This window comes from Fortiea sp. LEGE XX443 (genome assembly GCF_015206815.1).
Taxonomy (GTDB): Bacteria; Cyanobacteriota; Cyanobacteriia; order Cyanobacteriales; family Nostocaceae; genus Nostoc_B.
The window spans coordinates 20,218-45,665 of sequence record NZ_JADEXZ010000037.1; the positions used below are offsets into that span (position 1 = coordinate 20,218).

Annotated in this window: 24 protein-coding genes and 1 CRISPR repeat array; of the genes, 10 read left to right on the forward strand and 14 right to left on the reverse strand. The window is 39.7% G+C overall.

The features are described from left to right. Window positions 1-38: 38 nt before the first annotated feature. A complete protein-coding gene (locus IQ259_RS15010; RefSeq protein ID WP_193886099.1) occupies window positions 39-344 on the forward strand; it encodes a phosphopantetheine-binding protein in 306 nt (101 codons plus the stop codon). A 60-nt stretch (window positions 345-404) separates the two neighbouring features. Continuing rightward, window positions 405-2,273 carry a hypothetical protein gene (locus IQ259_RS15015; protein ID WP_193886101.1) on the forward strand — a complete coding sequence of 623 codons (1,869 nt, stop codon included), beginning with the start codon at window positions 405-407 and terminating at the stop codon, window positions 2,271-2,273. Between the two features lie 230 nt (window positions 2,274-2,503). Here IQ259_RS15015 and IQ259_RS15020 read toward each other — a convergent pair whose 3' ends face one another. Beyond that, complete coding sequence (locus IQ259_RS15020; RefSeq protein WP_193886103.1) at window positions 2,504-3,346, reverse strand: hypothetical protein; 843 nt, start codon at window positions 3,344-3,346, stop codon at window positions 2,504-2,506. Window positions 3,347-4,368: 1,022 nt separating this feature from the next. Here IQ259_RS15020 and IQ259_RS15025 point away from each other — a divergent pair. The 3 genes from IQ259_RS15025 to IQ259_RS15035 all read left to right on the forward strand — a co-directional run bounded on the left by IQ259_RS15025 (window position 4,369) and on the right by IQ259_RS15035 (window position 8,179). Further along, window positions 4,369-6,720 (forward strand): ribonuclease R family protein, encoded by a 2,352-nt coding sequence (locus tag IQ259_RS15025; protein ID WP_193886105.1) that lies wholly within the window; start codon window positions 4,369-4,371, stop codon window positions 6,718-6,720. A 20-nt stretch (window positions 6,721-6,740) separates the two neighbouring features. Further along, on the forward strand, window positions 6,741-7,361 hold the full coding sequence (locus IQ259_RS15030) for a flavin prenyltransferase UbiX (protein WP_193886107.1): 621 nt from the start codon (window positions 6,741-6,743) through the stop codon (window positions 7,359-7,361). Between the two features lie 119 nt (window positions 7,362-7,480). Continuing rightward, window positions 7,481-8,179, forward strand: coding sequence for a LapA family protein (locus tag IQ259_RS15035; protein WP_193886109.1), 699 nt, complete (start codon window positions 7,481-7,483; stop codon window positions 8,177-8,179). Window positions 8,180-8,227: 48 nt separating this feature from the next. Here the strand turns inward: IQ259_RS15035 and IQ259_RS15040 are convergent, their stop codons facing one another. After that, window positions 8,228-8,428 (reverse strand): hypothetical protein, encoded by a 201-nt coding sequence (locus tag IQ259_RS15040; protein WP_193886111.1) that lies wholly within the window; start codon window positions 8,426-8,428, stop codon window positions 8,228-8,230. Window positions 8,429-8,897: 469 nt separating this feature from the next. On the opposite strand from IQ259_RS15040, the gene IQ259_RS15045 reads away from it, so the two are divergent. The 3 genes from IQ259_RS15045 to argB all read left to right on the forward strand — a co-directional run bounded on the left by IQ259_RS15045 (window position 8,898) and on the right by argB (window position 12,062). After that, window positions 8,898-10,514 (forward strand): NB-ARC domain-containing protein, encoded by a 1,617-nt coding sequence (locus IQ259_RS15045; RefSeq protein ID WP_193886113.1) that lies wholly within the window; start codon window positions 8,898-8,900, stop codon window positions 10,512-10,514. A 42-nt stretch (window positions 10,515-10,556) separates the two neighbouring features. Then, window positions 10,557-11,105, forward strand: a complete 549-nt coding sequence (locus tag IQ259_RS15050) for a shikimate kinase (RefSeq protein WP_193886115.1) — start codon at window positions 10,557-10,559, stop codon at window positions 11,103-11,105. A 63-nt stretch (window positions 11,106-11,168) separates the two neighbouring features. Further along, window positions 11,169-12,062 (forward strand): acetylglutamate kinase, encoded by an 894-nt coding sequence (gene argB / locus IQ259_RS15055; protein WP_193886117.1) that lies wholly within the window; start codon window positions 11,169-11,171, stop codon window positions 12,060-12,062. Between the two features lie 103 nt (window positions 12,063-12,165). Here argB and IQ259_RS15060 read toward each other — a convergent pair whose 3' ends face one another. Beyond that, the gene (locus tag IQ259_RS15060) at window positions 12,166-12,612 is read right to left on the reverse strand and encodes a hypothetical protein (protein ID WP_193886119.1); all 447 of its coding nucleotides are present in this window, start codon (window positions 12,610-12,612) and stop codon (window positions 12,166-12,168) included. A 150-nt stretch (window positions 12,613-12,762) separates the two neighbouring features. Between IQ259_RS15060 and IQ259_RS15065 the strand changes: the two genes are divergently transcribed. Together IQ259_RS15065 and IQ259_RS15070 are read left to right on the forward strand one after the other, a co-directional pair. Beyond that, window positions 12,763-13,293 (forward strand): tetratricopeptide repeat protein, encoded by a 531-nt coding sequence (locus IQ259_RS15065; RefSeq protein ID WP_193886121.1) that lies wholly within the window; start codon window positions 12,763-12,765, stop codon window positions 13,291-13,293. Window positions 13,294-13,370: 77 nt separating this feature from the next. Next, complete coding sequence (locus tag IQ259_RS15070) at window positions 13,371-14,246, forward strand: DUF3153 domain-containing protein (protein ID WP_193886124.1); 876 nt, start codon at window positions 13,371-13,373, stop codon at window positions 14,244-14,246. Window positions 14,247-14,338: 92 nt separating this feature from the next. Further along, a CRISPR array of direct repeats spans window positions 14,339-15,099; the repeat unit is 37 nt; unit sequence GTTTCAATCCCTAATAGGGATTAATTGAAGTTGCAAC. Window positions 15,100-15,310: 211 nt separating this feature from the next. On the opposite strand, the gene cas2 is transcribed toward IQ259_RS15070, so the two are convergent. The 11 genes from cas2 to IQ259_RS15125 form a co-directional block, all read right to left on the reverse strand. After that, window positions 15,311-15,589 carry a CRISPR-associated endonuclease Cas2 gene (gene cas2, locus IQ259_RS15075; protein WP_193886159.1) on the reverse strand — a complete coding sequence of 93 codons (279 nt, stop codon included), beginning with the start codon at window positions 15,587-15,589 and terminating at the stop codon, window positions 15,311-15,313. Window positions 15,590-15,644: 55 nt separating this feature from the next. Then, complete coding sequence (cas1d, locus tag IQ259_RS15080) at window positions 15,645-16,649, reverse strand: type I-D CRISPR-associated endonuclease Cas1d (RefSeq protein WP_193886126.1); 1,005 nt, start codon at window positions 16,647-16,649, stop codon at window positions 15,645-15,647. An 81-nt stretch (window positions 16,650-16,730) separates the two neighbouring features. After that, on the reverse strand, window positions 16,731-17,324 hold the full coding sequence (gene cas4 / locus IQ259_RS15085) for a CRISPR-associated protein Cas4 (RefSeq protein WP_193886161.1): 594 nt from the start codon (window positions 17,322-17,324) through the stop codon (window positions 16,731-16,733). 54 nt (window positions 17,325-17,378) lie between these two features. Next, window positions 17,379-17,744 (reverse strand): four helix bundle protein, encoded by a 366-nt coding sequence (locus IQ259_RS15090; protein WP_193886127.1) that lies wholly within the window; start codon window positions 17,742-17,744, stop codon window positions 17,379-17,381. A gap of 220 nt (window positions 17,745-17,964) precedes the next feature. Further along, on the reverse strand, window positions 17,965-18,792 hold the full coding sequence (gene cas6, locus IQ259_RS15095; RefSeq protein WP_193886130.1) for a CRISPR-associated endoribonuclease Cas6: 828 nt from the start codon (window positions 18,790-18,792) through the stop codon (window positions 17,965-17,967). Beyond that, the gene (locus tag IQ259_RS15100) at window positions 18,782-19,402 is read right to left on the reverse strand and encodes a 2OG-Fe(II) oxygenase (RefSeq protein ID WP_193886132.1); all 621 of its coding nucleotides are present in this window, start codon (window positions 19,400-19,402) and stop codon (window positions 18,782-18,784) included. The genes cas6 and IQ259_RS15100 overlap by 11 nt, the downstream gene beginning before the upstream one ends. Window positions 19,403-19,433: 31 nt before the next feature. Next, window positions 19,434-20,141 (reverse strand): type I-D CRISPR-associated protein Cas5/Csc1, encoded by a 708-nt coding sequence (gene cas5d / locus IQ259_RS15105; protein ID WP_193886134.1) that lies wholly within the window; start codon window positions 20,139-20,141, stop codon window positions 19,434-19,436. Beyond that, complete coding sequence (cas7d, locus tag IQ259_RS15110) at window positions 20,141-21,157, reverse strand: type I-D CRISPR-associated protein Cas7/Csc2 (RefSeq protein WP_193886136.1); 1,017 nt, start codon at window positions 21,155-21,157, stop codon at window positions 20,141-20,143. Before cas7d ends, cas5d begins: the two co-directional genes overlap by 1 nt. A 46-nt stretch (window positions 21,158-21,203) precedes the next feature. Beyond that, on the reverse strand, window positions 21,204-24,557 hold the full coding sequence (gene cas10d / locus IQ259_RS15115) for a type I-D CRISPR-associated protein Cas10d/Csc3 (RefSeq protein ID WP_193886138.1): 3,354 nt from the start codon (window positions 24,555-24,557) through the stop codon (window positions 21,204-21,206). Then, a complete protein-coding gene (locus IQ259_RS15120) occupies window positions 24,550-24,993 on the reverse strand; it encodes a DUF86 domain-containing protein (protein WP_193886140.1) in 444 nt (147 codons plus the stop codon). Before IQ259_RS15120 ends, cas10d begins: the two co-directional genes overlap by 8 nt. After that, window positions 24,990-25,442, reverse strand: a complete 453-nt coding sequence (locus IQ259_RS15125; protein ID WP_193886142.1) for a nucleotidyltransferase domain-containing protein — start codon at window positions 25,440-25,442, stop codon at window positions 24,990-24,992. The genes IQ259_RS15120 and IQ259_RS15125 overlap by 4 nt, the downstream gene beginning before the upstream one ends. Between the last annotated feature and the right edge of the window lie 6 nt (window positions 25,443-25,448).

Below are 25,448 nucleotides of genomic sequence, written 5' to 3' on the forward strand. Positions count from 1 at the left end.
CTTTAAGATTTAATTACTGTTAATTTAGGGGTAAATAAATGAGTCAGTCTATTCCCAATTCAAATGCTAATCAGTCTTATACTGTAAAAGAAATTCAAGGTTGGCTGATTTCTCATATTGCTGAACATTTGAGTATAAAACCCGATGAAATAGATGTTAACGAACCGTTGGAGAGCTATGGACTAGATTCAGTACAGGCTATTTTGCTGGTAAATAAAGCAGAAAAATTTTTAGGATTTAAGCTGTCTCCTATGCTCCTTTGGCATTATCCTACCATTTCATCACTAGCTAAACGTTTAGTCGAAGAATTGGAAACTTCAGATTCGGAAATCTTTCAAATTTAATCGGTTGCTAAGAGTGTGATTAAACTCATATTTTGCTATAAATAGGGAATTTTGGAACTTATGAATACATCGGAATTTGTTACAAGTCTGACTCAACAAGGTGTTTATTTTTGGGTTGATAATGATAAACTCAAAATTCGTTCTCCAAAAGGAGTCATCACACCAGAAATTCAGGCTGATCTCGCAGCTTATAAAACAGAAATTATAAATTTTATTCGTGAGAAAAATATTATCAAAAATACTGAGCTTGTTCCAATAATTCAGGGCATCAATCTACAAACTATTGGACATTTAATTGGTGGATATATCGGACAAGAAAATGCAGAAGATAAGCCACCAATTGTTGATCCTAGAATAATGGCTCAACAATTAATAGTTACTTTTAAGTCTTTACCTGAAAATTATAAAAATCCAGAAATTTTGCAATTTCGTCAAGATTTACAACATTATTTCCAAGAATATGGCGCGAAAATTCTTCCTTGGGAGCAAGCAACTACAGAATTTAAACATGACATTTTTTTCCCTATCATTAACCAGAAAAAAACCTTTAAATTTAGGGGTGTTAAAGCTGAAATTAATGCTGTGATTGATGTCGAAATACCTGCATCTTGGATGAGAAAATTGGGGATTTTAGTGGCTGAAAATTGGTATTATTTTTATTCCAAATTTATATTAAAAAAACGAGAAATTTCAGTATCTAATATTGCCAGACTGAGTAGTTGGGCGGAAGATCATGCAGCGAAATATGTTGAAAATCCTACTAATACTCAGGTAATAGTTTTAACTGAAATAGATGATGATTTCATTAACCCTGATATTCCGTATCAACAAAAAATTAATATTGGCTTGAATACTTTGGTACGAACTTTTTCAGAGATTGTAATTGGAGTTGCTGTTGATAAGATTTCTATTTTAAATATGAATCTTTCAGACTCTATTTTTGCAAAAAATGAAATAGAAACTTTTGTATTAAATTCATTAATTCCGAAAATTTTTGTGCCAATTTCTCCCCTTTTATTGAATAGATTTGAAGTAGGACAGTATCAACCGAAAGAATCAATCTATGCTAAAAATTTAGTAAAATTGGGTCAGGAACTGGCATCAACAGGTTTATTTCCACCTGGCTTTAAACTAGATGAAGTCATTAAAAGGAAGTCTCACAGAGATATTGTCGATATTATTGTCAACGGCAGAACAGGTGTTTCTTATGGTTTTGTAGCTTATGCTGAACCGCCACAATATTTTGGTGCTAAAGAAATCAATATAACGGAATGGGAAAGTCTGTTACCTATTGCAGGATTTGACAGCAATGAACTTCGTCAAAATGCACAAGGTAGACGTTATCTAAAAACCAGCATACAAGGTGAAGATGTCTTTCAGCAAATTCCTGATGTCTGGCTTGTTAGTTCTCGTTCTGGGTCGAATAAAACAAACTTGAATATTGCCAGTGATATTATCAGAATTGGTTTGAAAGAAAAATTATATCTGGAATTACCTCAAGGTATTCATACAGAGCTAGTAGATATCAAACCTTCTTATGATATTTATGTCATGCTTGCTATTAGTCTTGCTGCTGCTTTATATGCACCAAAATTAATTCAAGATGGTGCGCCAATTGTGCATTTTCATGGCTACCCGGCATTTAATTGGTTTCAAGCAAATGAATATTGCGTTGGAGTACACAACCCTTCAGTACCTTGTGGTACTTATGAATCAGGAGTATTCAATTTTTTAGGAATTTCCAGTTTAGCAAATCAAGCGATCGCAAATATATCTTTAGTCAGTCTAGTCGAGCCAGATCATGGCACAAATTTTATAGCTCACGATATGGATTATTTGCTTAAAAGATTGAAAACTGGATGTGCAGAGGGGCAAATTGAGTTAGGTGGGAAGCATTTTGCGTCTCTCAAGGCTAAGGTAAATAATTAGGAATGGAATAACACTAAGAAAAGCACAAACGCTTATCTGGAGTAAAAGCAAGACGGGAGTATCCCATAGTCTCATTGGTAAGGTGGGCATTATCGTAAGTAGAAAGGTGCAAATAAACCGAACTATGTAACGGAAAGTAAAGTAGCTTGAAAACCTCTTCCCTTCTGCCTTCTGCCTTGTCATAACGACAATTTTTAACACCGACCTACTTACCCATCCTATCAAGCCCATCAAAACCCGGCTATGGGATCAGGTTGAGATTGTAAGTGTTGTAGAAAACTGTGCAATTCTTCTTCAGTAAGTAAAGTGCGCCCTCGCTTACCGTAGGTTTTAATCAGATGCTCTCTTCCTTGTTCTGGTGTCCAGCCTAAACGTTGAAGCTCAACATCGGTTTTCGCAATTACATCCGACAAATCCACTGGTTCAGCTTTCTTTTTTCTCTTGCTTGTTCCCGTTGAAGCAGGTGTATTTTCTTGTGAACTATAACTGCGGGGCGTAAATGGTGTGACATTACTAGCAGCCATCCCTGAAAAAGTTGGAGTTCCTGGCTGATGACTAACTTCTATTTCCAAATTATCCCCAGGGGTAGCAAATGCTGGCTCTTGGCTAGTAGTTAAAGGTAGGTTAGGGCTTAAATCTTGATTGTAAGTATCAGCACTTAGTGTTTCAGTTACGAATAAATCTGGCTGAATATTCTTGTCAGTGGGCAACGGTAGAGATGTTTCAGCCATATTTGTGGCTGATCCCACATCCTCATCTTTTGTAAAAAAATAAGTTGATTCACGTAAATCTGCTGTTGTGTTAATGACGGAATTTAGCTGTACCGGAATTGTTGACTTGGGAGATGGTTCAGCCTGTGTTTGTGGCGAACTTGTGACACCCAAAACCATCAATGCCCTTGTTCGAGCTTGGTCTTCTGCGGCTTCCACGGTTTCTGCGGCTGCTAACCCAGTAGCACGGGTTACACCGTCAATCTGCACGCTGGCTCTAACAATATATTTGCCTTGAAAAATGTCTACTAATTCCGAAATCAAACTACCGTTGGGATACAAGCTCTGAAATTGAGCCAACATAATACTGTCACCAAATCTAATGTCTGCTAAATCACGGGGTGAATACTATATACCCCAGTCAGTTGTCCTGCCTGTGTGCCATCTCCTGAACACTCAGATTTTAGGGAATTTGAAACTGTAGTGGGAGACGACTTATTTTGTCCACAGTAAATCTATGGAAATATTTTAATTTTAAGTCCTTAAATCCTTTGTTGGCAGAGAAATATGTGATTAAAATTAAATAATCTTTGTTTGAGTCGCTGAATTTGTGGGAGATTGATTTCTCAGAGTGAGCGATCGCCAATTACTTACCACCCTGAACTATCGGGTCACTTTGTCTGGTATCTTAAAACTCAAGGTAATGTTTGTGCTGTGTTTGTGTGTTCTAATTTTGGCAGTAACTATTTTTTTCACTAATATGATTGACTACTGCCCCTATTAGCTAGGTGATCTCATCTTCAATGCTATACTATTTACCTAATTCTTGATCTAGAATTATTTCCTGGAAGTACGCTCTAAATCTACAATAATGGAGATAAGGTTCGCCCTCACTGCTTGTATGGCTGCCGACTTAATTGTTACCGATTCTACATGTGGGAAAATTAGGTTTATCGGCAGTTTCTCCTAGTTAAAAATCAGAGTCTGATGGCATAAAAGCACCTTCAAGCTAGACAATCAAACACCTGTGGTTTTTCCTAACCTAGCGCTTTTGGGCAGTGTGGAGAGTAATCCTAAGCCAGCCTCTCAAAAACCCTCTGCGTAATTACTTAGTAAGTAAAAACCCATTAGGCGTACTTTATCAGTTTGGTTAGGTGTAGAAGCCCAAGCGCAAGCTAACTCTGAAATCGTCGTGCAGTGAGAAGTTTCAAGATTTTGGGAGCGGCTTTATCTCAGGGTAGGCTGGCTTCCTAGGCTTGGAATTTCGGGAACCATGCCTCAGGGCAATTCGTTTCCAGTTAGTTAGTGTCTGTAGGCCGTGAGGGTATACAGAAAAGAACCAGATTAAACCAACATGATGTTTTGACCAAAGGTCGGTTCACTGCATGGAATTTTCAATCGCTACACTCCTTGCCAATTTCACCGATGATAAATTGGTAGCTCGGAAAGTTTTAGAAAAGAAACTTGGCTGTGAGGATGAAGATAGTTTAGAAAAGCTGCATATTGCCTTAGAAATACTAGAAAAAATCGGGATTTTGGTCAAAGAACGAGGCAAATATCGCCGCGTGTTTGAAGAAGGCACGATCGAAGCCAAACTCCGTTGTTCCAGTAAAGGCTTTTGCTTTGCGATTCAAGATGTGGAAGGTGCGGAGGATATATACATCCGCGAAAGTCATCTGAGTAATGCTTGGAATGGCGATCGCGTTTTGGTAAGAGTTCTCAAAGAAGGGAGTCGTCGCCGTTCTCCTGAAGGAGAGGTCAAATTAATTTTAGAACGCTCTAACCACACTTTACTAGCTCGGATTAAACAGGTAGAAAGCGGTTTTCGGGCAGTACCTTTAGATGATCGGTTATTGTTTGAACTCAAACTCCAAACCAACGGCATGACTTTTGCAGAAGCCATCGATCATCTCGCCCATGTCGAAGTTCTGCGTTACCCGTTAGCACAATATCCACCCGTAGGTAGAGTAGTGCAAATTTTGGGTAGCGATGCTGAAGCCGCAGCCGATATTGATCTGGTGACTTGTAAACACGATCTATCTCGCAATTTCTCAGAATCAGTCCAAGAAGCAGCTGCCAAGTTACCGAAAAGGATACTGAAAGCTGACTTGAAAAATAGATTAGATTTACGGAGTTTATTTACCTTAGCAATCACTGGCATAAATGCTGATGCCAAGCTGGTAGAAAACGCCTTGAGTTTAGAAAAAACAGCTAACGGTTGGCGTTTAGGTTTTCACATTGCCGATGTTTCCCACTACATCCAACCGGATGAAATCTTAGACAGGGAAGCCCTGAAGCGGGGACGTTCTGTGTACTTGGGTGACTTAGTGCTGCCCATGTTACCGGAAGCTGTGGCAGAAAGATGTTCTTTAGTCACGGGAAGCGATCGCCTAACTCTCTCATTTTTGATTACTATTGATCTTAAATCGGGGGAAGTGTCGGAGTGGGAAATCCAACCGAGTGTGATCAACGTAGACACAGCCCTGAATAAGGATAAAGCCGAAGCAATTTTAAGCGGTCAAACCTCCAAGGAATCTGAAGAAGTAATTCAACTCCTACAAGACTTAGACACCTTCCATCAAACTGTTAAACAGATGCGGTTGGCGCGTGGGAGTTTGCAGTTAAATCTGCCACCAAACCAAAATCCTTACTTTGATGAAGGGATGTTAGGTGCTGTGGTGATGAATGATTTATCCGTGCGATCGCTCCTCACGGAGTTTGTGCTATTAGTAAACCAATTAATGGCAGAACATCTCAGCGCTTTAGGAATACCCGCCATCTGGCGAGTTCAAGGCACACCCGATCCTGAAGATGTCCAAGAAATGCTGAAATTGGCCATTAATTTAGGCGTAGAACTGTCATTAGAATCAGAAGCAGATATTCAACCCCTAGATTACCAACTTTTAACAAGGGCATTTGCCGAATCTCCCTCGGAGCAGGTGTTAACTTATCTGTTGCAAGATACCCTCAAGCCAGCAGCATACAGCATCACCAAAGGAACTCACTTTGGTTTGGCATTGGCGCAATATACCCACTGTACTGCCCCCTTGCGCCGATATCCCGATTTGCTGTTGCAAAGAGTCTACTACAGACTCATCGAACATGGACGCGATCGCCGCAATACCCGTGTCAAAGATCGCATTAACCTACGTCACTCTTCTTCTCACCTCGAAATTAACTGGAATGTCTTACCCCCAGAATTGCAACAAGAACTGCAAAGCGATTTGACTAGGGTAATTATTCAACTCAACGACCGTGAAAAAGAAGTTCAAGAAGCCGAAGCCGACTTAGCTGGATTGCAAAAAGCCCAACTGATGAAACAGCGCATCGGTCAAGTCTTCCAAGGTGTAATTACAGGCGTGCAATCCTACGGATTCTTTGTCGAAATTGAAGTACCAACCACAGAGTCGCCAAAAGACAAACATCCCAGCGCCCCCTTACGGGTTGAGGGATTGGTACACGTCAGTTCTCTCAAAGATGATTGGTATGAATATCGCGCCCGACAACAGGCACTGTTTGGCCGGAAAAATCGCGCTTCTTATAGATTAGGCGATCGCGTGGCTGTACAAGTGAAAAGTGTCGATTACTACCGTCAACAAATTGATTTAGTTACTGTTGGTAGCGATGGCATACCTAAAGGTTTCAGTAATAGCAGTATGAATGGCGATCCAGTAGATATCTATCTCTCTGGCGAACTTGAACCTAGCGACTTAGAACTTTATGCTGATGATGAATAAGTTTTGTTAAGAAAAACCGCGTGTCACATCACACCAAGCCCCTAATCCTCGGCGTATCAGGAGCATCTGGGCTAATTTATGCCGTTCGCGCTCTAAAATATTTGCTTGCCGCCGACTATGAAATTGAATTAGTTGCCTCTAAATCAACTTACATGGTTTGGCAAGCAGAACAGGAAATTCGGATGCCAGCCGAACCAATTCAACAAGAGCAATTCTGGCGCGAACAAGCTGGCGTGTCCCTGACAGGCAAACTACGCTGTCATCCTTGGAGTGATGTCGGAGCCAACATTGCCAGTGGCTCCTTTCGCACTTTAGGGATGATAATTATTCCATGTAGTATGAGTACGGTGGCCAAGCTCGCAGTCGGCTTGAGTTCCGATTTATTGGAACGGGCAGCAGATGTCCAACTCAAAGAAGGACGCAAACTAGTTATCGTTCCCCGTGAAACCCCTTTTAGCCTGATTCACCTGCGTAATTTAACAACCTTAGCCGAAGCAGGAGTTAGAGTTGTCCCTGCCATTCCCGCTTGGTATCACAACCCTCAAACCATCGAGGACTTGGTGGATTTTGTTGTCGCCCGTACTTTAGATCAACTAGAGATTGACTGCATCCCAATTCAACGATGGCAAGGAAGGAAGTAAAAAGGTAAAAGTAAAAGGGTAAAAGTAAGATAGACTCTATTTTGCTTTTTTACTCTTACCTTTTGTTTTCATTAACTTAAGTAACTTTTAACTTTTGCCTTTTAACTTTTGCCTTTTTTATGGCTGTAATTCGCTTAATTTTGTTGGTGGTAGTACTAGGAGGGCTAACACTATTGTTAGTACAAAACTGGTCGCCTGCCATATCGTTAGCATTTTTGGGTATGCGTACTCAGCAACTACCCCTAGCGATGTGGATTTTATTCGCCAGTACAGCAGGTGCATTTACATCTGTATTGATAACTACCTTATTTAAATTTTCAAGTTACTTTGAGGGACAACCACGGCAAACTCCTTTGAAATCAGCAGCAACTTCACGGCGTGTCAAAACACCTCCCTCAGAAGAACCTACACCTCCTCCTTTTACTTCTCAATCACCTAACAGCCAAACCAAGGCTGCTGCGAGTGAAAAATTTGATGATTGGGAAACAAGCAATACAAACGATGATTGGGACTTTGAAGAACAGCCGCAACAAACGCCGCCTCCCAATCCTAGAACTCAATCTGCACGCAACTTTGAATCAGAAGAACGCCAAGCAGAGCCAAAAAGTTCTTCTCAGTCGGGTTCTGTTTATTCCTACAGTTACCGCGAACCAAAAAATACGGCGGTAGGAAAGACAGAATCTGTTTACGATGCTGATTACCGCGTTATTATCCCTCCCTACAAATCACCAGCTGATGAACCAGCCGACAAGACTGATGATGACTGGTCGTTTTTTGAAGATGATGAATTTGGAGATGACGATAAGCCACAGAAGTAATGAGTCATTAGTCAAAAAGCTAAAGTATGAAATTTCATACTTCATACTTCATACTTCACACTTCATACTTCTTTCACGCGACTCTTGCTTGACTTTACCGTTCATAGCAGCTTCCTGCAAAGCCATGAAAGCATTGAAATCTTCCATATCATAACGGGTAGTTAATAAATGCCGTAATTGATTTTCTGCTTCAACCGTCAGATAACCAGTTACTAAAGCTTGTTGTACAACGTCACGAATTCGAGTCATGGTTGATGCCTCTTAACACACCACATTGATTCTTGGTTAATACTCCGGTGAAATATGTATCGGTTTTTGTGTCTAAACCTTCAATTTTCCTAAGCTTGGTTTGTACAAGTTTAAAAACATGGTCATTTTTTACACCTTTCTCGGCAAGAATTATTGATGAAAACCGATTTTTAGGGAATTTTATAATTCTAATAATGTGATGTTAAAAACACAGTGTGATGCCTATCTAAAAATTCCCACAGCACAGATCAAAAGTTCCGTAGATATATATTGACAGAATTTGTTTGCTTAAAGTTTCAAACAAGCTTGATAAAATTTCTGTTAAGTCTAAAGATATCTAAGCACGAACTTCCAAGTCACCTAACAAGAGTTAGCAAATTCGTTAGAAATTTATCTTTGATTTATTTTTGCTTCATCAAATAATAGTTAGGATATTGCCGGGGTTAGATTAAATACATAAATATTAGTAATGTCAGCACCTGATTCAAGTCAAATAGAAGAAGAATTTGTTGAGGCTAAAAATAATTGGGAGTTAGAAAAGTTATACGTAGATTTAGCATCAACAAAAGGGAAAGCTTTAACACCTGTAGAAAAAAAATTCTTGAGAGGTTTACTGTGTGGTTGTAGCCCAGCAGAAATCGCTAGTATAGTTTATCAAAGTCGTAGTAGTAGCACTGTTAGAGTCTATCTGTCTAATGGATTATACAAGTATCTAGAAGAAATGCTGAGTAATGCAGCTGGTCACTCAGTCAAAGTTAAAAATTGGAGTCGTGTAACTTATTTACTCGAAAAAGCTGGGTATAAAAAAGGAAGGTTTCAATTACCGACAGCAATCACTCTCAGAAAAACTCACAAAGAACAAGACTCAGAGTTAGTAAAAATTAATTCGACCTCAATCAGAGATTGGGGTGAAGCAATTGATGTGAGTGTTTTCCACGGACGAAAAATAGAACTGGCGAAAACTCAACAATGGATTTTGCAAGAGGGCTGTCGCCTACTGTTAATCTTGGGCATGGGTGGTATTGGTAAGACAGCTTTTTCGGTGAAGCTGGCACAAGAAATTCAAGATCAGTTCGATTATGTTATCTGGCGATCGCTGCATTTTTCCCCTTCCCCAGAGCAGATATTAGAGCAACTAATTCAGACTTTATTGCCAACCCCAGAGACTGCAACTGCAAAAACTGTCGAAAGTCGCATCTCTCAATTGATAGACATTTTTCGTAATGCTCGGTGTTTAATTATTTTAGATAATTTCGATACAATTTTAGCCAGTAGCGGCAATAGTTACGCTAAAACCGAATTTTCCACTTTAACAGTCAACAACCAAGGCACAAAAAATCTCCTGCCACAAATTCAATATCGTCAAGGATATGAACTATATGGAGAATTAATTAGGCGGATAGGAGAATCTCAACATCAAAGCAGCTTAGTGTTAACCAGTCGGGAAAAAATTCCCGAAATAGCTGCTCTAGAAGGTAATACATCACCTGTTCGCTCTTTCAGGTTAACTGGCTTAAATCAATCAGAAAGTCACTCAATTCTGAGAGCTAAAGGTTTTATCAACATCCCAGAAGACAGATGTCGAGTCTTAGTAGAACAATATGGCGGTAATCCGTTATTTCTACAATTAGTAGCTACGACAATTCAAGAGTTATTTGGTGGCAATATTGATGAGTTTATCGCCCAGGGAACTGTAGTTTTTGGAGATATTCGCGCCATACTAGATCAACAGTTCAATCGTTTGTCTCAACTAGAAAAGCATATGATGTACTGGTTGGCGATGAAGCAAAACGCTGTTTCTGTAAGACAGTTGCAGCAAAACACTATACCCGGATTGTCACCTAGACTATCGCAAAGATTAATCTTAGAAGCTGTAGATTTATTACATAGGCGATCTCTAATTGAACAACAAGCATCCAGTTTTTCTCAAACTCCAGTGTTAATGGAGTACATGATTGAGCGATCGCTCGAAGAAAACTTAAAATTAAGTGAAGAACAAGAAGGCTATTTCTTAATGAGCCAGACAATTTTTGCCGCCCACTTAAAAAACCATCTCCGAGAAAGTCGCCTGAATGCGGAGATTTAAAGTAAAGTGAGGAGTTGAGAATTTACTGGAGTAAAGCGACTGGTGAGCAGCTTATTGCAAGGAGTCAGCCTGTACTTAATTGGCATGATGGGCGCTGGAAAGACCACAGTAGGGCGTTTACTAGCACAGCAGTTGGGTTATGGGTTTGTAGATACTGATGATGTCATTGCTAAAGCCGCAGGTAGACCCATCACTCAGCTATTTGCGGAGGAAGGAGAAGCAGCATTCCGCCAGTTGGAAAGTGATGTCTTGGCACAGGTATGCGCTCATGTGAATTTGACAGTAGCTACAGGTGGCGGAATTGTGATGCGGCGAGAAAATTGGAGTTATCTGCGTCACGGTTTAATTGTGTGGCTAGATGTGCCAGTGGAACTACTCTACATCCGCTTGGCTGAGGATACCACAAGACCATTGCTACAAGATCCCGATCCTCAAGGTAAATTGCGATCGCTCCTCGAAGAACGCCAACCACTATACGCCCAAGCTGATTTGCATATCACAGTACAAGAAGGGGAAACACCAGAACAAATTGCCAACAGAGTTATGGAAGCAATTCCTAGTGTACTGAAAACATCTGTTTCACACGAGTGAAGTGATTGTGACTGGTGAAAAAGTCTTCTACACTGACTGCATAGGTTTTAAATTTCAACCAAGATGGTCAACGATACTGAGTATATCAGGCACGATGAAGCTACTCGTGTGCGAGTCCTTAGCGAAGCACTACCTTACATTCAACAATTTGTAGGTCGCACTGTTGTAGTTAAATATGGTGGTGCGGCGATGAAAGATAGCATCCTCAAAGACAAAGTAATCCGCGATATTGTTTTTTTATCCTGCGTTGGCTTACGCCCAATTCTTGTACACGGTGGTGGCCCAGAAATTAACAGTTGGTTAGATAAATTAGGCATCGAAGCCCAATTTAAAAATGGTTTGCGAGTCACCGACGCTGCCACAATGGATGTGGTGGAGATGGTTTTAGTCGGTCGAGTTAATAAAGAAATTGTTGCCTTGATTCATCAAGCTGGTGGTATGGCAGTGGGGCTGTGCGGTAAAGATGGTAACTTGATTACAGCCCGTCCCCAAGGTCAAGAAGGCATCGGCTTTGTGGGCGAAGTTAGCGGTATTAATATCAAAATTTTAGAAACCCTTTCTAGTAATGGCTATATTCCGGTAGTGTCGAGTGTAGCCGCAGACGAGTCGGGACAGGCTTATAACATTAACGCAGATACTGTTGCTGGGGAAATTGCGGCTGCACTGGGGGCAGAAAAGTTGATTTTGCTGACCGATACTAGAGGCATTTTAAAAGATTATAAAGACCCGTCTACTTTGATTCCGAAAGTAGATATTCGGGAAGCCCGCGATTTAATTGCTAGTGGTGTTGTTAGTGGGGGAATGATACCCAAAGTTAGTTGTTGCGTGCGATCGCTCGCTCAAGGAGTCAAGGCTGCACACATTATCGATGGTCGTCTTCCCCACGCGCTGTTACTGGAAATCTTTACTGACGTTGGGATTGGGACGATGATTCTGGGTTCACAGTTTGCACCCTAGGAGCAAGGGAGCTTTCACCCACAAGTGGAGTGATTTTTCCCCCTGCTCCCTGCTCCCCTGCTCTTTAATTTATCTTCTTCCCGTGTCTCCCTCATTTTCCTGGCTATCGATACCAACGAGGATGATTTAAAATTACCCGCGATCGCCCTCTAAAAGGTGTCCGCCGCCAGGAATTGTTGATAATCACCGGATTCCCGAATTTGGAATTATGAAACCTATGGTGTCTTACTCTGGGATAATAATTAGGGTAAATAGTCCGACTCGGTGATTTGTAATCATAAGACCTGTGATGTCTTACCCTGGGATAATAATTAGGGTAAATAGTCCGACTCGGTAATAATCCTGTTGAGGGATCTACTGGTACAGGGGTGGGAATCGGACTACCATAAATAAATGAACCAACAGCAGGTGGCTGATTCACACTATAAGGATTGCTGCGTTCAATAAAAATCGCACTTTGAGCAGAAGCTGGAGCGTTCACAGCACTCATCAACATTAGACTAATTCCTGCTCCTAGCCAATTTAGTTGAGAAAGCTTGATATTTACCATATTTTACTTGCCTGTAATGAATAAATGAGTGTTTTTACAGTTGACTACTAGTTAAAATTTTAAAAGTTTATCTACTTTAAGATTGCCAGCTTTTAAAAAGATTACAAAAAGATTACTGGCTTTGGCAAAATTAAGGCAGTACGGATTTATATGCAAAACGTGAGTGAAGAAAGTTTAGAAATTGCTAGAAAGCTTTACCAAGCGGGTAAGCTTGCCTTTGAAAATGGGCAATATCGAGAAGCTATAGAAAATCTGGAAAAGGCAAGTGCTTTGTTAACTCGTAATTCCCGCCTTGGAGGTGAAGTAGAAATTTGGCTAGTAACAGCTTATGAAGCAGCCGGACGTAATGAGGAAGCGATCGCACTTTGTAAGCAACTCCAAAGACATCCCTACGCGGAAACCAATAAACAAGCACGGCGGTTGCTGTATATTTTACAAGCACCAAAGCTCAAACGACCAAGTGAATGGATGACCGAAATTCCAGATTTGGCTGCATTATCTGACAATGAATCTAAAGTGCGTGTCGCTGTCAATCCTGGCAAATCCTCTCCACCAAAAAAAACTACTGAACCAGAATTTGTTGATCTCAGCCAGGTCAATACCAGAGATAATCGCTTTATCTGGGTGGCGCTAATTGTGATTGGATTAGTTTTTTCATATTTAGTTTGGTCGGCTGTTTAATTAAATATGAAGTATGAAATATAAATTTTATCTTTTATGCTTCATACTTTATTTGATTTTTTGGGAGAAATATAGTGATGAATTTTTCTATTGTGGGAAAGACTTTTATGTGGTTAATTCAACCATTGAGTTTTTTGCAAGCCAACATAAAACGCGATCGCATTAATCGCTTTTTTCCCACTCGTAAACCCATACTGTGGTTGGTGGTGTTAACATCGCTGCTGCTGTCTGGTTGTGTAAAGTATGATATGAGCGTGAACTTTAACCACTCTAATAGTGGTGAATTGGTGCAGCATATTAAGTTAGGTGAACGGCTTACAAGTTTTAGCGGTGATTACGTATATGCTTGGTTAGATAGTATAGAAACTCGTACCCGCAAACTCGAAGGTAAAGCCCGACGAATTTCTCCAGAAGAAGTAATAGTTACAATTCCCTTCAGTAATGCTCAGGAATTACAAACTAAATTCAATGAGTTTTTTAACTCCCATAACAATCAAAAATTAGAAGCTAAACCTAGCGAATCTGATTCTGAATTACCAAAAATTGAATCAAATTTATTGCTATTTCAGAATAATTTTTTACTATTAGTCCGAAATCGGTTAATTTATGATTTAGATTTGCGATCGCTCGCCTTAATTGCCAGTAAAGGTAATGTGCTTGCTGATGCTGGTGCAATTCTTGATTTGGAATTTACCTTAAAAACCCCTTGGGGAGCTAAAAATATTCAACTCACTGAAAATGCCATCGAACCAGAAAAGCAAGGTAATCAACTGGTATGGCGACTCAACCCCGGTGAACTTAACCATATAGAAGTAGTTTTCTGGCTTCCCAGTCCCCTTGGTATTGGTGGTTTGTTAATCATTCTCTTTGTCTGGGGTGGATTGTACTTAAGATACACCTTTATGCCAGATCCCAGAGTTCAGTTTGCGCCTCAACCCGCTGCTACGGAATAGTAAGGTACATGCGATCGCCACTAATAAAATTAATTTTGAAGATAGCGATCGCTATCCCAATTAAAGAATAAATCAAAGTGATCATCTATACTGTTTCAATCCCTAATAGGGATTAATTGAAGTTGCAACCTGGCTTTTCTGGTTTGTGCAAACGGAGTAGCACGTTTCAATCCCTAATAGGGATTAATTGAAGTTGCAACTCAACTTGTTCTAGTTGATAGCCAAGCAATGGAGGTTTCAATCCCTAATAGGGATTAATTGAAGTTGCAACTGGAGGCTACACCAGGGAATCAGCCGAGTGTATGTACCAGGTTTCAATCCCTAATAGGGATTAATTGAAGTTGCAACGAGCAGCATATTCAGGACTATATAAAGGCTGTTGTTGTTTCAATCCCTAATAGGGATTAATTGAAGTTGCAACAATAAATCCAGGATCTACCTCTATGCAGTTTTCAGTTTCAATCCCTAATAGGGATTAATTGAAGTTGCAACCTTCGATTCTTTTTTCATCGTTTGGTAGATAACCAGTTTCAATCCCTAATAGGGATTAATTGAAGTTGCAACTTAATAATCAAAGCTTTTTCTGAAAGTAAGAGTTTTAGTTTCAATCCCTAATAGGGATTAATTGAAGTTGCAACAGATTTCATAGAGCAACTAAAATCGATGCCTGAAGTTTCAATCCCTAATAGGGATTAATTGAAGTTGCAACTCAATACGAAGGGGCTGTACATCGCATTAAAGAAGTTTCAATCCCTAATAGGGATTAATTGAAGTTGCAACTTGCACTCTATAAAGTGCCACGAAATCAGCATCTAAGTTTCAATCCCTAATAGGGATTAATTGAAGTTGCAACGGCGGAAGGCGCAAAACTAATCTGTATTTGGTTTTCGAGGTTCGGTTTCGCGGATGGGAAAAGTATAGCATCAAAAAAAGACAATTGATTTAAGTCAAACGGCTGAAACCCAGACAGTATAAGGTGCGCGGCAGGTTTTAATTTATTTTTTCTGCAAAAGCTTGTACGGAAAGGAATACAGCCATTTTGACTCGAACCTAATTTTTTACAGCTACCCATCCGCGCATTCCGCAAAGAAAATGGTTTCGTCGCGGGGTTGTTCACCACCGATGCGTTCAATTTTAGGAAAACAGCAGCCACACAGAAAGTAAAAGCGGATGCTATCGGTGTCTGGCTTGATGAGTTTGTGTAAGCGTGATCGCAGTTTAGCATATTGAGTATCAGTCAGCTGACATTCAAACACACTATACTGCACCCACTGACCATAGGATTTGAGGATTTTGTGAATTTTGGTGCGGCGTTTATCCTCTGAGATATCGTAGGATATCATGACTTTCTTTCTTAATTCGTCTTTCACTCAAAAATTTCCCCCTGTCACCTATCACCTATTTCAAAACCAGAGGTGGATATTTCTCGGTTTCGCCCATGAGGTATTTAGCCAATAATCGCGTTTGTAGTTCAAAGGCTTCTTGGTAAGTGCATTTGCGCCCCATGACGGGGTGTTTAAATTCGGTTTGTTTTTTTTGTTGGTATAAGCGCAAGAATGTTTTTCGTCCTTCGGGTGTGAGGGAAACTGCGCCGCTTAAGGGTTCGGTGACAAAATCGGCGGTTGTCAACAATTGCTTATTTAAGGTAGATAAAACCACTGCGTCTACGATGAGGGGACGAAATTCTTCCATTAAGTCGAGTGCGAGAGAAGGTCTACCATAGCGATCGCAATGCAGGTATCCTAAATATGGGTCAAAACCCACTATATTAATTGCTCCTTGGACATCATGGCGTAATAATGAGTAACCAAAACTGAGTAAAGAATTCACAGGATCGGTTGGCGGACGGCGCAGGCGGTGAGAAAATTGAAAGTCTGCGTTCCGAATTAGTTGATTGAAACAGCCAAAGTAAGCTGCACTTCCCGCACCTTCTAAACCGCGCAGTGAATTGATGTTATGAGTTGTATCAATGGGTGCGATCGCTTGTTCTAAATGGGTAATATTTTTTGATAAATCTATATCTGGAGATTCCCGTTGGCGGCGGGTGAGAAGCTGACGATAATTTTTCAATTTACCGCGTACAAAACCTTGTACTATATGAATTGCTTGGGATGATTCGCCAGCAGCTTGCCATTGGGCTTTGCGGACAAATATATTTTTGGTGACTTCTGGTTCTATGCGTCCTAAATAACGTCCATTTTCTGTGAGAAAGGTTAGGGGAATATGACGTTCTAGTAGTTCAGAAATAACCGCAGGTGAAACAGTGGCGCGTCCTAAAATTACAACACCATCTATTTTGATGAGTGGGATATCTAAAAGAATTTTTTTATCAAATTTAACGCTGAGGCGCTCGTCAATTTTGCCAATGAAGGCATCTTCTTGGGTGATATAAACTGTACCCATGATTGTCTCCTGAGTTATTAGATGGGGAGGAAAGATTTAACGCAAAGTGGCGCGGAGTTAACGCAGAGTTACACCGAGTGTTTAACTGATTTCTTGATAAGATTTGACTTTTTCGGTGGATTGTGGTATGCATTGCTGATACAAACTGCATCCATCACAGCGCTTAGTTTTGATGGCTTTGGGCATTGCGCCTGTAAATAACAGCATTTGTACGGCTTCAATGGTAGCGATCGCACTTTGGCGTAATGCTGAATTAATTTCTACTAATTGACGTTGGTGTGAATGGGCATAATAAATATAGCCAGTGTTGATAGTTTTGCCTGTCATTTCTTCTAAACATAAAGCTTGAGCGCAGACTTGCAATTCATCGTTATCCCATTCGCCTTTACGTCCGCGTTTATATTCTACGGGATAGTATTCACCGTTTTCTGATTCAATTAAATCGGCTTTACCAATAAGTTTATACTGGTCTGATTTCAACCAAATAGCGCGGATTTGCCAAGTTTCTTCACGCTGTCCTTCACCTAAAGTATGGACGCGATCGTGTAAAGTTGTGCCTTCAATTGTGTATTGATTATCGGTAAATTCGCCTGCACAAAACATCCGCCAACAGCGATGCGGACAGTAAGCATATTGGTTTAATGCCGCAATTGCAATGTATTCATCAGGTGACAGGTGACAGGGTAGATGAGTTAGGTAAGGGAGTATTTGTGAGGTTTGGATTAGTCATTAGCTTTTAAGTATGCGATAGCGAAGAGAGGTGATCATTTTGCTAATTTCTGTAATCAAAGATAATGTTGAATTAGCTTGATCTAGTGAGAGATAATTAAGTCTTACTGCCAACATCAAAAAAGTTTCTGTTTCCATTAACGAGCCTTTAGATATAGACAAAAAATGAGCATAATCGTTTTTGCTACTACCGCGTGCGTGATCTTCTGCTATATTTGCAGGCACAGATATGGCTGCACGAGTAATTTGTGATGTAATGCGATATATTTCTGTTGCTGGAAAGTTCGTGGTTAACTGATATATTTGAACTACCATATCCATAGATTTTTGCCAGACAATTAAATCTCGATGTGATTCAATTTTCATAGGTGATAGGTGACAGTTTATGAAGAAGGTTTTGTTAGCTCAAAGCATTACTATACAAAGTAGTATTCCCACCTATTCATAACTGCTAACTATCCCCTTTTTTAATCGCCTCACTCTTTAACCTGCAACCTATAACCTGTAACCTATAACCTGTAACCTGTAACCTATAACCTGTAACCTGTAACCTGTAACCTGTAACCTGTAACCTGTAACCTATAACCTATAACCTTCTTACCATTCCCATACCCATAGTTGTTTTTCGCCCCACACCTGCATATAAAGCGAAGTCTGCTAAAGCATTAATTTGCTTAATTTGAATCGGTTCAACTTCTCCTAGAATTCGATAATTAATTTCTCCAATAATACCGATAAATTTACTACGAGAATCAGCTATTATTTCTGTATGGATATTAATAAAAGAAGGAAAAATTGAATCAAGTGCAATTTGAGAAAATTCTATCCCACTATATTTATTCCACCGCGAAAGTAGAGAATTAAAAACACATTCTCTAGTAGGAAGGGTAGTGTCATACTTTCCTTGACGAAAGGCGGTAGGCGTGGAAAATGCCAGGTCAATGCTGGTGATGCGATCGCTTGCCTGTTCGTATAATTGAGGGTAAGTACAAGCATTTGCCCAAGGTTGTATAGATTGGGGTGTACCTTGAATGCTAGTAATATATAAATCAGCGGGGCCAAGGTGCCAAGGATGATGAGGATTAAGATTTAGCCATAGTTGGGTAAGTTTGCTAAAGAGAGTATCATCTAATAGAGAAATACGCCACCAACAGGGTGTTCCAGCAGGGATTGGTTGTTGATGTTCCCATTGCAATTTAGATCCCCCTTTACCGCCCTTTAAAAGGGGAGAATTAATTTGTAGCGGTGAGAGAGTGAAAGCTTTGTCTGCATTGGAATCATGTAAGCGATCGCCCAATGTTTTATCTACAGAACTGACAAGAGTTAAAAATAGGGCGTGAAAATGTCTACCTGTTAAGAATTGCTGTGGAATAGGCGACTGAGGAAGTAGATTTAGCACCAAGCTATGAGGCATATTTTTTCTTTTTGGATGTAGATTGAGAGCTTCTTGACTCTATAGTAAATTGCGGTATTTCCTGGAGTTCAATTTCACTCAAACTGTACTGTTCACAAACTAAGCTGAGGCGATTTCCCGGAGTTTTGACAGCATTTACAGAATGAGTTAAATCACCTTGAAAGTAAACTAAAGTATTAACTTGTGGTTTAATTTGTCCGAGTTGGCGTTTGTGCGATCGCAATACCAGTTCTCCCCCTTCCATATTCTCTGGTACGCGCACATAGAGAACGCTGACAAGTGTAGGCGGCTCAACGGTTTTGCAGTAGGAACGCAAAGAGCGATCGATATGCGGATCAACGCGGGAGCCTTCTTTAAGTAGTAAGGGATTGAGGTAAAAAGCATTACAGTTAGGCTGGAGAGCCAAATCTAGGTAAGGCTGGAAGTAGGGGAATTTTTGGGCTACTGTGGGGAGGTGCGATCGCGTGAACACCACAGAAAATCCTTTAGTACCGACAAAATCGCGGTTAAGGTTGTTGACAGCAAAGTAAGGACAAGCGTGGATTTCTCCCCATAAGTTATTTAGGTAATCGCTAGGGAAGGCGTTGGGTTGTTGCTGGTAGTGTTTCACAGGGGATAGAGGAGCGATCGCACAGTAATTATTAACTACGAAAATGATAAGCCATCCGAGCCGGAATTTTGATGTCTTTCATCTCAGTAAATTGGTAATATTGCCCTCGCATTTGAACATTCTGAATTAAACTAACTGGAGGCATATTCACCACATCGTAGCTCATCACTTGATTGGTGAACATCACATCTAAAGGATTTAAGGGCTGTTTGCAGGTGAATAAACCTTCAGTAGTTTGAGGTTTAGGTAGTTGCTCAACTGTCAACTCAGCTTTACTCATCCACTTACCCAAGCGAAGCCATTTTGGTAATTTGAGTTCTTTTTGGGAAATCACGAAAAACTCAAATTCACTTTCAGGTGCTATTTCTTTCGCTCTCCCAAAACTAGGGATATTTTTCTGCGTTTTCTCCATTTCAACGTGGTAGTTGTTATTAGCATACTTCCAAGTATTGAGAATTGCAGAATGACTAATTGCACGCGCCGGAGTAACGTAAATCTCTTGTTGATTGAGTGGAGTTAAATGCTCCTCATATTTTGGCACTTGTTCAGGACAGAAATAGCGATAGGAATCTTCTTCAGCTACTGTAGTAGAGTAGATTTCACTATCAACTAATCCCATCGCGTAACAGAGAGCGTAATTATGAATTACTGGCTCTGTTTCGTATAATCTCCCAATTTCCCGCGTGGCATAATAAAGGCTGTCATGCAACTCTAATTGACAACGGTAAATCAATACCATCACTCTTTCCCCGCCTTAGCAGCAGTTTTCTTTTTACTAATGTGTTTATTTGCATAAGCCTTAGCTTCAGCGTCAGCTTTTTGTAAAATACTTTTAATTCCTGTTTCATTCGCAGTGAGGTTTTTCACTTCTTTTAATAAAGACTCAAAAGCATCACCAATAAAGTCAGTATGCACAATAAATTCTTGGGACATCAAAGTTTCAATGGCATTTTTAGCAGCAGTAATTACTTCATCTTCATCCAAAGGATCAGGAGAATTTAAAGAATTATTAGCTTTCATCTGATCATATATGGCTTGAGTCCAGCGTAGATTGCTGGTAATTTCTCCATCAGCAAATACAACCCCAATTAACTCATTTCTCACCCTACCTGTACGGGTTGTTTGTGCGCCGTAATGGCGTGTCCGCATGATGTTATTAAAAACGTATAGAAAACTAGCTTCCGTAGGGTCTTTGAGGGTGACAATACTAGGAAAGAATACTTGCGGTCTGATGTGGTCTTGTTGATTAATTCTGCTAGTGACTTCCCCTGGTTTTGAGCCATTTTCACCTTTAGAAGCCATTGTCCCATTTTCAAAGGGAGCGTTAAGAGTAAAGGTTTCATGAGATTCATCAAACGCAGTAATTGAAAATGCTGTATCTACTACAACTTTTGATTTTTCAGAACCAGAATCACCAATAGCAAAACCGTAAATAATACAGTCAGGATTATCCATTGCAAAGTTGACGTTATATTCGCAGTCTTCTGGTTTCATCAATTCATATTTGCGGAGTAATTCTCGTCCTACTAAACGTTCTGGTGTAGATTGTTTGCGCTTGAACATTGACAAACGACTAATTGTAGTCTTATCTTTAACTCCGGCTCTGACTCGTGCTTTATTTAATTCGCCATCTGTTTGAAATAAGGGATAAGATTCGGTGATACGAATTGTCAGAAAGTGAGCATATTTACCCATTGGTTTGTAAGGTATTTCTGCTTGAAATAATTGGGAATCAACAGTTTTGAGTAATGTCATGATTAATCTCCTAAAAGTTTAATAATTGTTGTAGTCAGATAACTTATTAATCATCGTCAGATTCGGTGGATTTATCACCTTTACCTGCATTTTCTTTGTCGTCTTCTAAACGGTAAAGAAACTCACAAGTGTCACGAATTAAATTGATTTGTCGTCCTGCTAAACGGGCGCGATCGCCTGCAAATGCTTTCTCAAATACTTCGATCACAAAATACTTGGCAAAATCCAAAACAGCTTGTCTTTCTTCTTCCCGTTTACTCATTACCCAGCGTCCTTCCGCAGTAGAAGCATGAACGCGATCCATGAGTCTAAAAACTTCTGCTGCTACCCCTGCAACTAAAGCCTCTCCTTGAAATACACTCGACTCCCCTTTAAGGATGGTTTCTGCTGCAATATCAATGGGTTTTAACACAGCATTAGACTTAGGATTATAACGCTTATTCGCTCGATAAAAGCGGCGATAAAGCTCTGTTAAATTCTTGGGATGATTCAGACTAGATTCTTCTTTCACAATCAACGTTTTCGTATTCATGTCATACTGCACATAAGGGTCAAAACAAGGATAAAAATGATAGGTATAAAGCCGAATTTTTTCGATACGTGCTGTTTCTACTCCTTGGTTACGCACCCAACGATTGAGATAAGAAAATACGTACAGAGGACTGGTTTCAAAATCCTTTGCTAGTTCCGTAAATCTTCCCCAGTTGGCATCATAACCAGATTTACCTTGTCTAGCATTCACATCAAGGTGAATTGCATAGGCGGCGGTAAGCACATTTAGAGGTGCGGGGTATTGAATGCCGTTGTCATGCCAACCTTCCAGGATGTAATCTAGACGAAAGCGATCGCGTCTGACTAATGCACGGAAAGCATGAGGCGCACTATCGAGAAACACGCTTTCTTCAAACTCAGCACCATTATTAAACGGTGGAATTGGTGACTCAGACACCACAGTTTTAACATCTAAAATCATCGGGAAAGCAAACGCTAACCAACTAGGCATAATCCAAGATTCGGTATCGCTGCTATCTCTACCTGGTGGTAATGCCATGAAGTAAAATGTTAACGGTTGGTCTTCGGGATAAGACAGTTTAAATGTACGGTCTTTATCACGTTCCAAGTTTTCATCAATTAAGAAAGCATCGACACTTTGATAATTTTCTCGTTCTAAGTTCGCTTGTAAATCTTTGCTAATAAAGTGATTACGAATGCTAGTATCGAAACGAGTTTGAGCAATACCGTTGTAGGCTTTTTGTAAAAACTTGTTGGTTTCAGGTGTGAAGTAATAAGTCGGGTAAAAGTAGAGATAACGATATTTACCATCTTCAAATCGTTTACCCACTGCTTGAGTTTGATTCATTAAAATTTGCCTCAGCATCATCTCCACACCCGCAATACTGGAGATGTTGCGCTTGGCGTTAGAACCTCCTAACATTTGCTTGTTTGTATAAACTTGTGGCGTAAATAAAACTGCTGATTCCATTTGCTCAGTAACCGTGTAAGCAGAATGGGAAATTGAGCAGATTAATTGCTTACCACGTCCTGGTTTTTTGGCAGCATTATAGTTGTTCAACTCCGCTAAAAATGTATCGACTTGCGTTGTAGCTGGTGTTTCTTGATTTGTATTGGGTAACATGACAACTCGTGATACCCAAAGTCTTAAATCATCCCAACCATCAGGTAATTCGTACTGTGCAATGATGGGTGTTATTAAATTTGTGAGATATTGAATCACCTGCTGGCAAGTTTCACGGACATTTTCAATACCAGGATGATGTTCTAAATATTTAGCCGCAAGATAATACCATTCATACGGTACACCTCCCGTATTGCCTTTTAATTTGTTTTCTTTCAGGCTTTCATTGATGCGCTGAATTTCTCGAATTTGGGGTAAGTATGCTGTCAAGTTCCAAAATTCAGCAACTTTATGCGTTAAATCTAAAGATGGTACTTCTGGCAGCTTTTTATCTTTCTTGCGAATATCCTCAATTCGATTTACCGTTTCATCCCAAATTTTGCGACTAACTAAGTCACCAAATTCTGCTATTTGATCAATGCGGATATCATCATCAAATTTAAAGTCATAGTCCGCAGATAAAACGTTTTGTTGCTGAAACTTCATTAAATTCTCACTGCGACTTTTAGCCACTGAATCTTTATTCGGGTTTAAAATGCGTAAAGTTGCATCCAACGCCACCTGCATCAAGCCAGGAGAATTAAAAAATAAGTTGTAATATTCGGCATATTTCATGCCTTTACCATCTCTACCAAAACCTGTTTGCCTCAGACGTAGTTGCCCTGCACAAAGTGATTTAATATTATCAACTACTCTGTCTGGTAAGTCTTGTGGTAATATTGGAGGCGCATTACGTGCAGCTAAATAAATTACGCCTGTTGGCAGATATAGCAAAGGTTCATAGTAGGTATGCTCATCTGTATTCAAACTAGTATGAGCTTTAATTAAAGCATTGTTAACTACATTAGTTAAAACACCTCTATTTTCAGCAATGCTGTGATAAGTAAGTTTTAATTGTCCATCACTTAAAAAGTGGAGAACTTCTTTAAGCTTGGGATGTTCTGCATCTTGAGGATGTTTAACAATTGAAGCGAGAGAGTCAGCCAACAAAGTTAAACCTGATAGTTGTCGCAGAGTGCGATCGCGTAATACTGGATTCAACCCAAATTCCGAAAAATTCCAGTTAGTATCCCAACGACTTTGTGCATTATAAGCCATGCACAATAAATCATCAATATATTCTTGATAAGCCTCTAAATTCTCTGGATTGATAAATTTATCCAGTCCTAATTGGCGAATTTTGTTATCAATAATGGGACGATGTTCTGCTAACGGCAACTTCCGGCAATCATTCGGTACATCAGGGAATTTTTCAAAGTCATGTAAAATAAACCCAGCAATTACTAAGCGCCGTTCTCTTTCTTTCACCACTCGCCGGATAGTTGTATCAAGCTGCTGTAAACGTCTCTCAATTAAATTAGCAGGGAATAACCCATTTAATAAATGTGTATTCAACGATTGATCAGCAGCGTTATCGCGTCTAACTTTAGTTTTTCCTTCCGCTTCCCGTTGCTGGTCAATTGCATCAAAATACTTACCACCTTTAGCTGTGACACCAATCGCTATTCGTAAGAGATTTGGTAACACATACTCAGCAAAATCAGTCATTACAGAATCATCAGGATTTTGTGCCTGAATTGCTTCGCGTAGTAGTTTCAGGCTGAGTAATTCACCTTCAGTTTCGATAGTGCGGCTACCATCACCATCAAATCCAAAATCACCTGATAACCAATCATCCTCTGCTGCATCAGAATTGGTATTGTTTTCTGTTTCTAAAAGCGATAATTGCTGATATTCATCTGAAGTTTTACTTTTTTTAGCCATCGTCTTGACTCAGTGAGATTAAGTAGGAATTAACTTGGTATACATAAAGCGGATATTGCTGCAATGCCAAACCGATAGATTTAAAAACTTGAGATGGATCTATCTCGTCATATTCATGGACAAGACGATTTCTTAATCCTGATGATGGTGCTATTTGTCTGGCTAATTCAGTAGTGATTACACCATATTTACCAAGGCTGATAAAACCATCAAAATTAGTTTCTGACTTCCCTGGATTGAGCTTTGATAATATGTGGTCATTAATATCTATCGCTGCTTGAGCCATTAATTGTAAAAGTCTCTCAGTAATTAGTTGACTATCAAAGTCAAGCAAGTAATCATTTAAACTAATTTGCTCAAATCTTTTGAGATTATCAAGATAACGAGCAATCAAATCCAACCTCGTTGTGATAATTACTGTATCTATTTTGGTCATATACCCCATCTTTGGAGAAACTGTTCAATATTTTGTCGTTTAATACTTTCAATTTTTTTAAGCTCTGAATTACTCAATAGCATTCTTTGTTTAAATTCCTCAAATTCTTCTGGCTTATCCTCATACAAAACTCTGCCATCACGAGCGATAAAATGTGATATTAATTCAGAGCATTTATTAAGTTCTACAACATCAATTTGATCGGAGTTGATTTTGAATATTTCGCCAATAATTATAGGTAATTCAAACAATAGAAAAGCATTATCTTTGACATAAGCCTCACGTTGTTCTTGATCACACAAAACTGCAAAATCCCAGTCACTCTTAGCATTGGTATTACCAGTAGCTCTAGAACCAAACAGAACTAACATTTTTACGTAAGGAATTTTTTCTGGTATTTGTGAGGAAAGTTCTTGCAACTCTGCAATTGTCGGTGTGTGGTTTTGCATCTGATG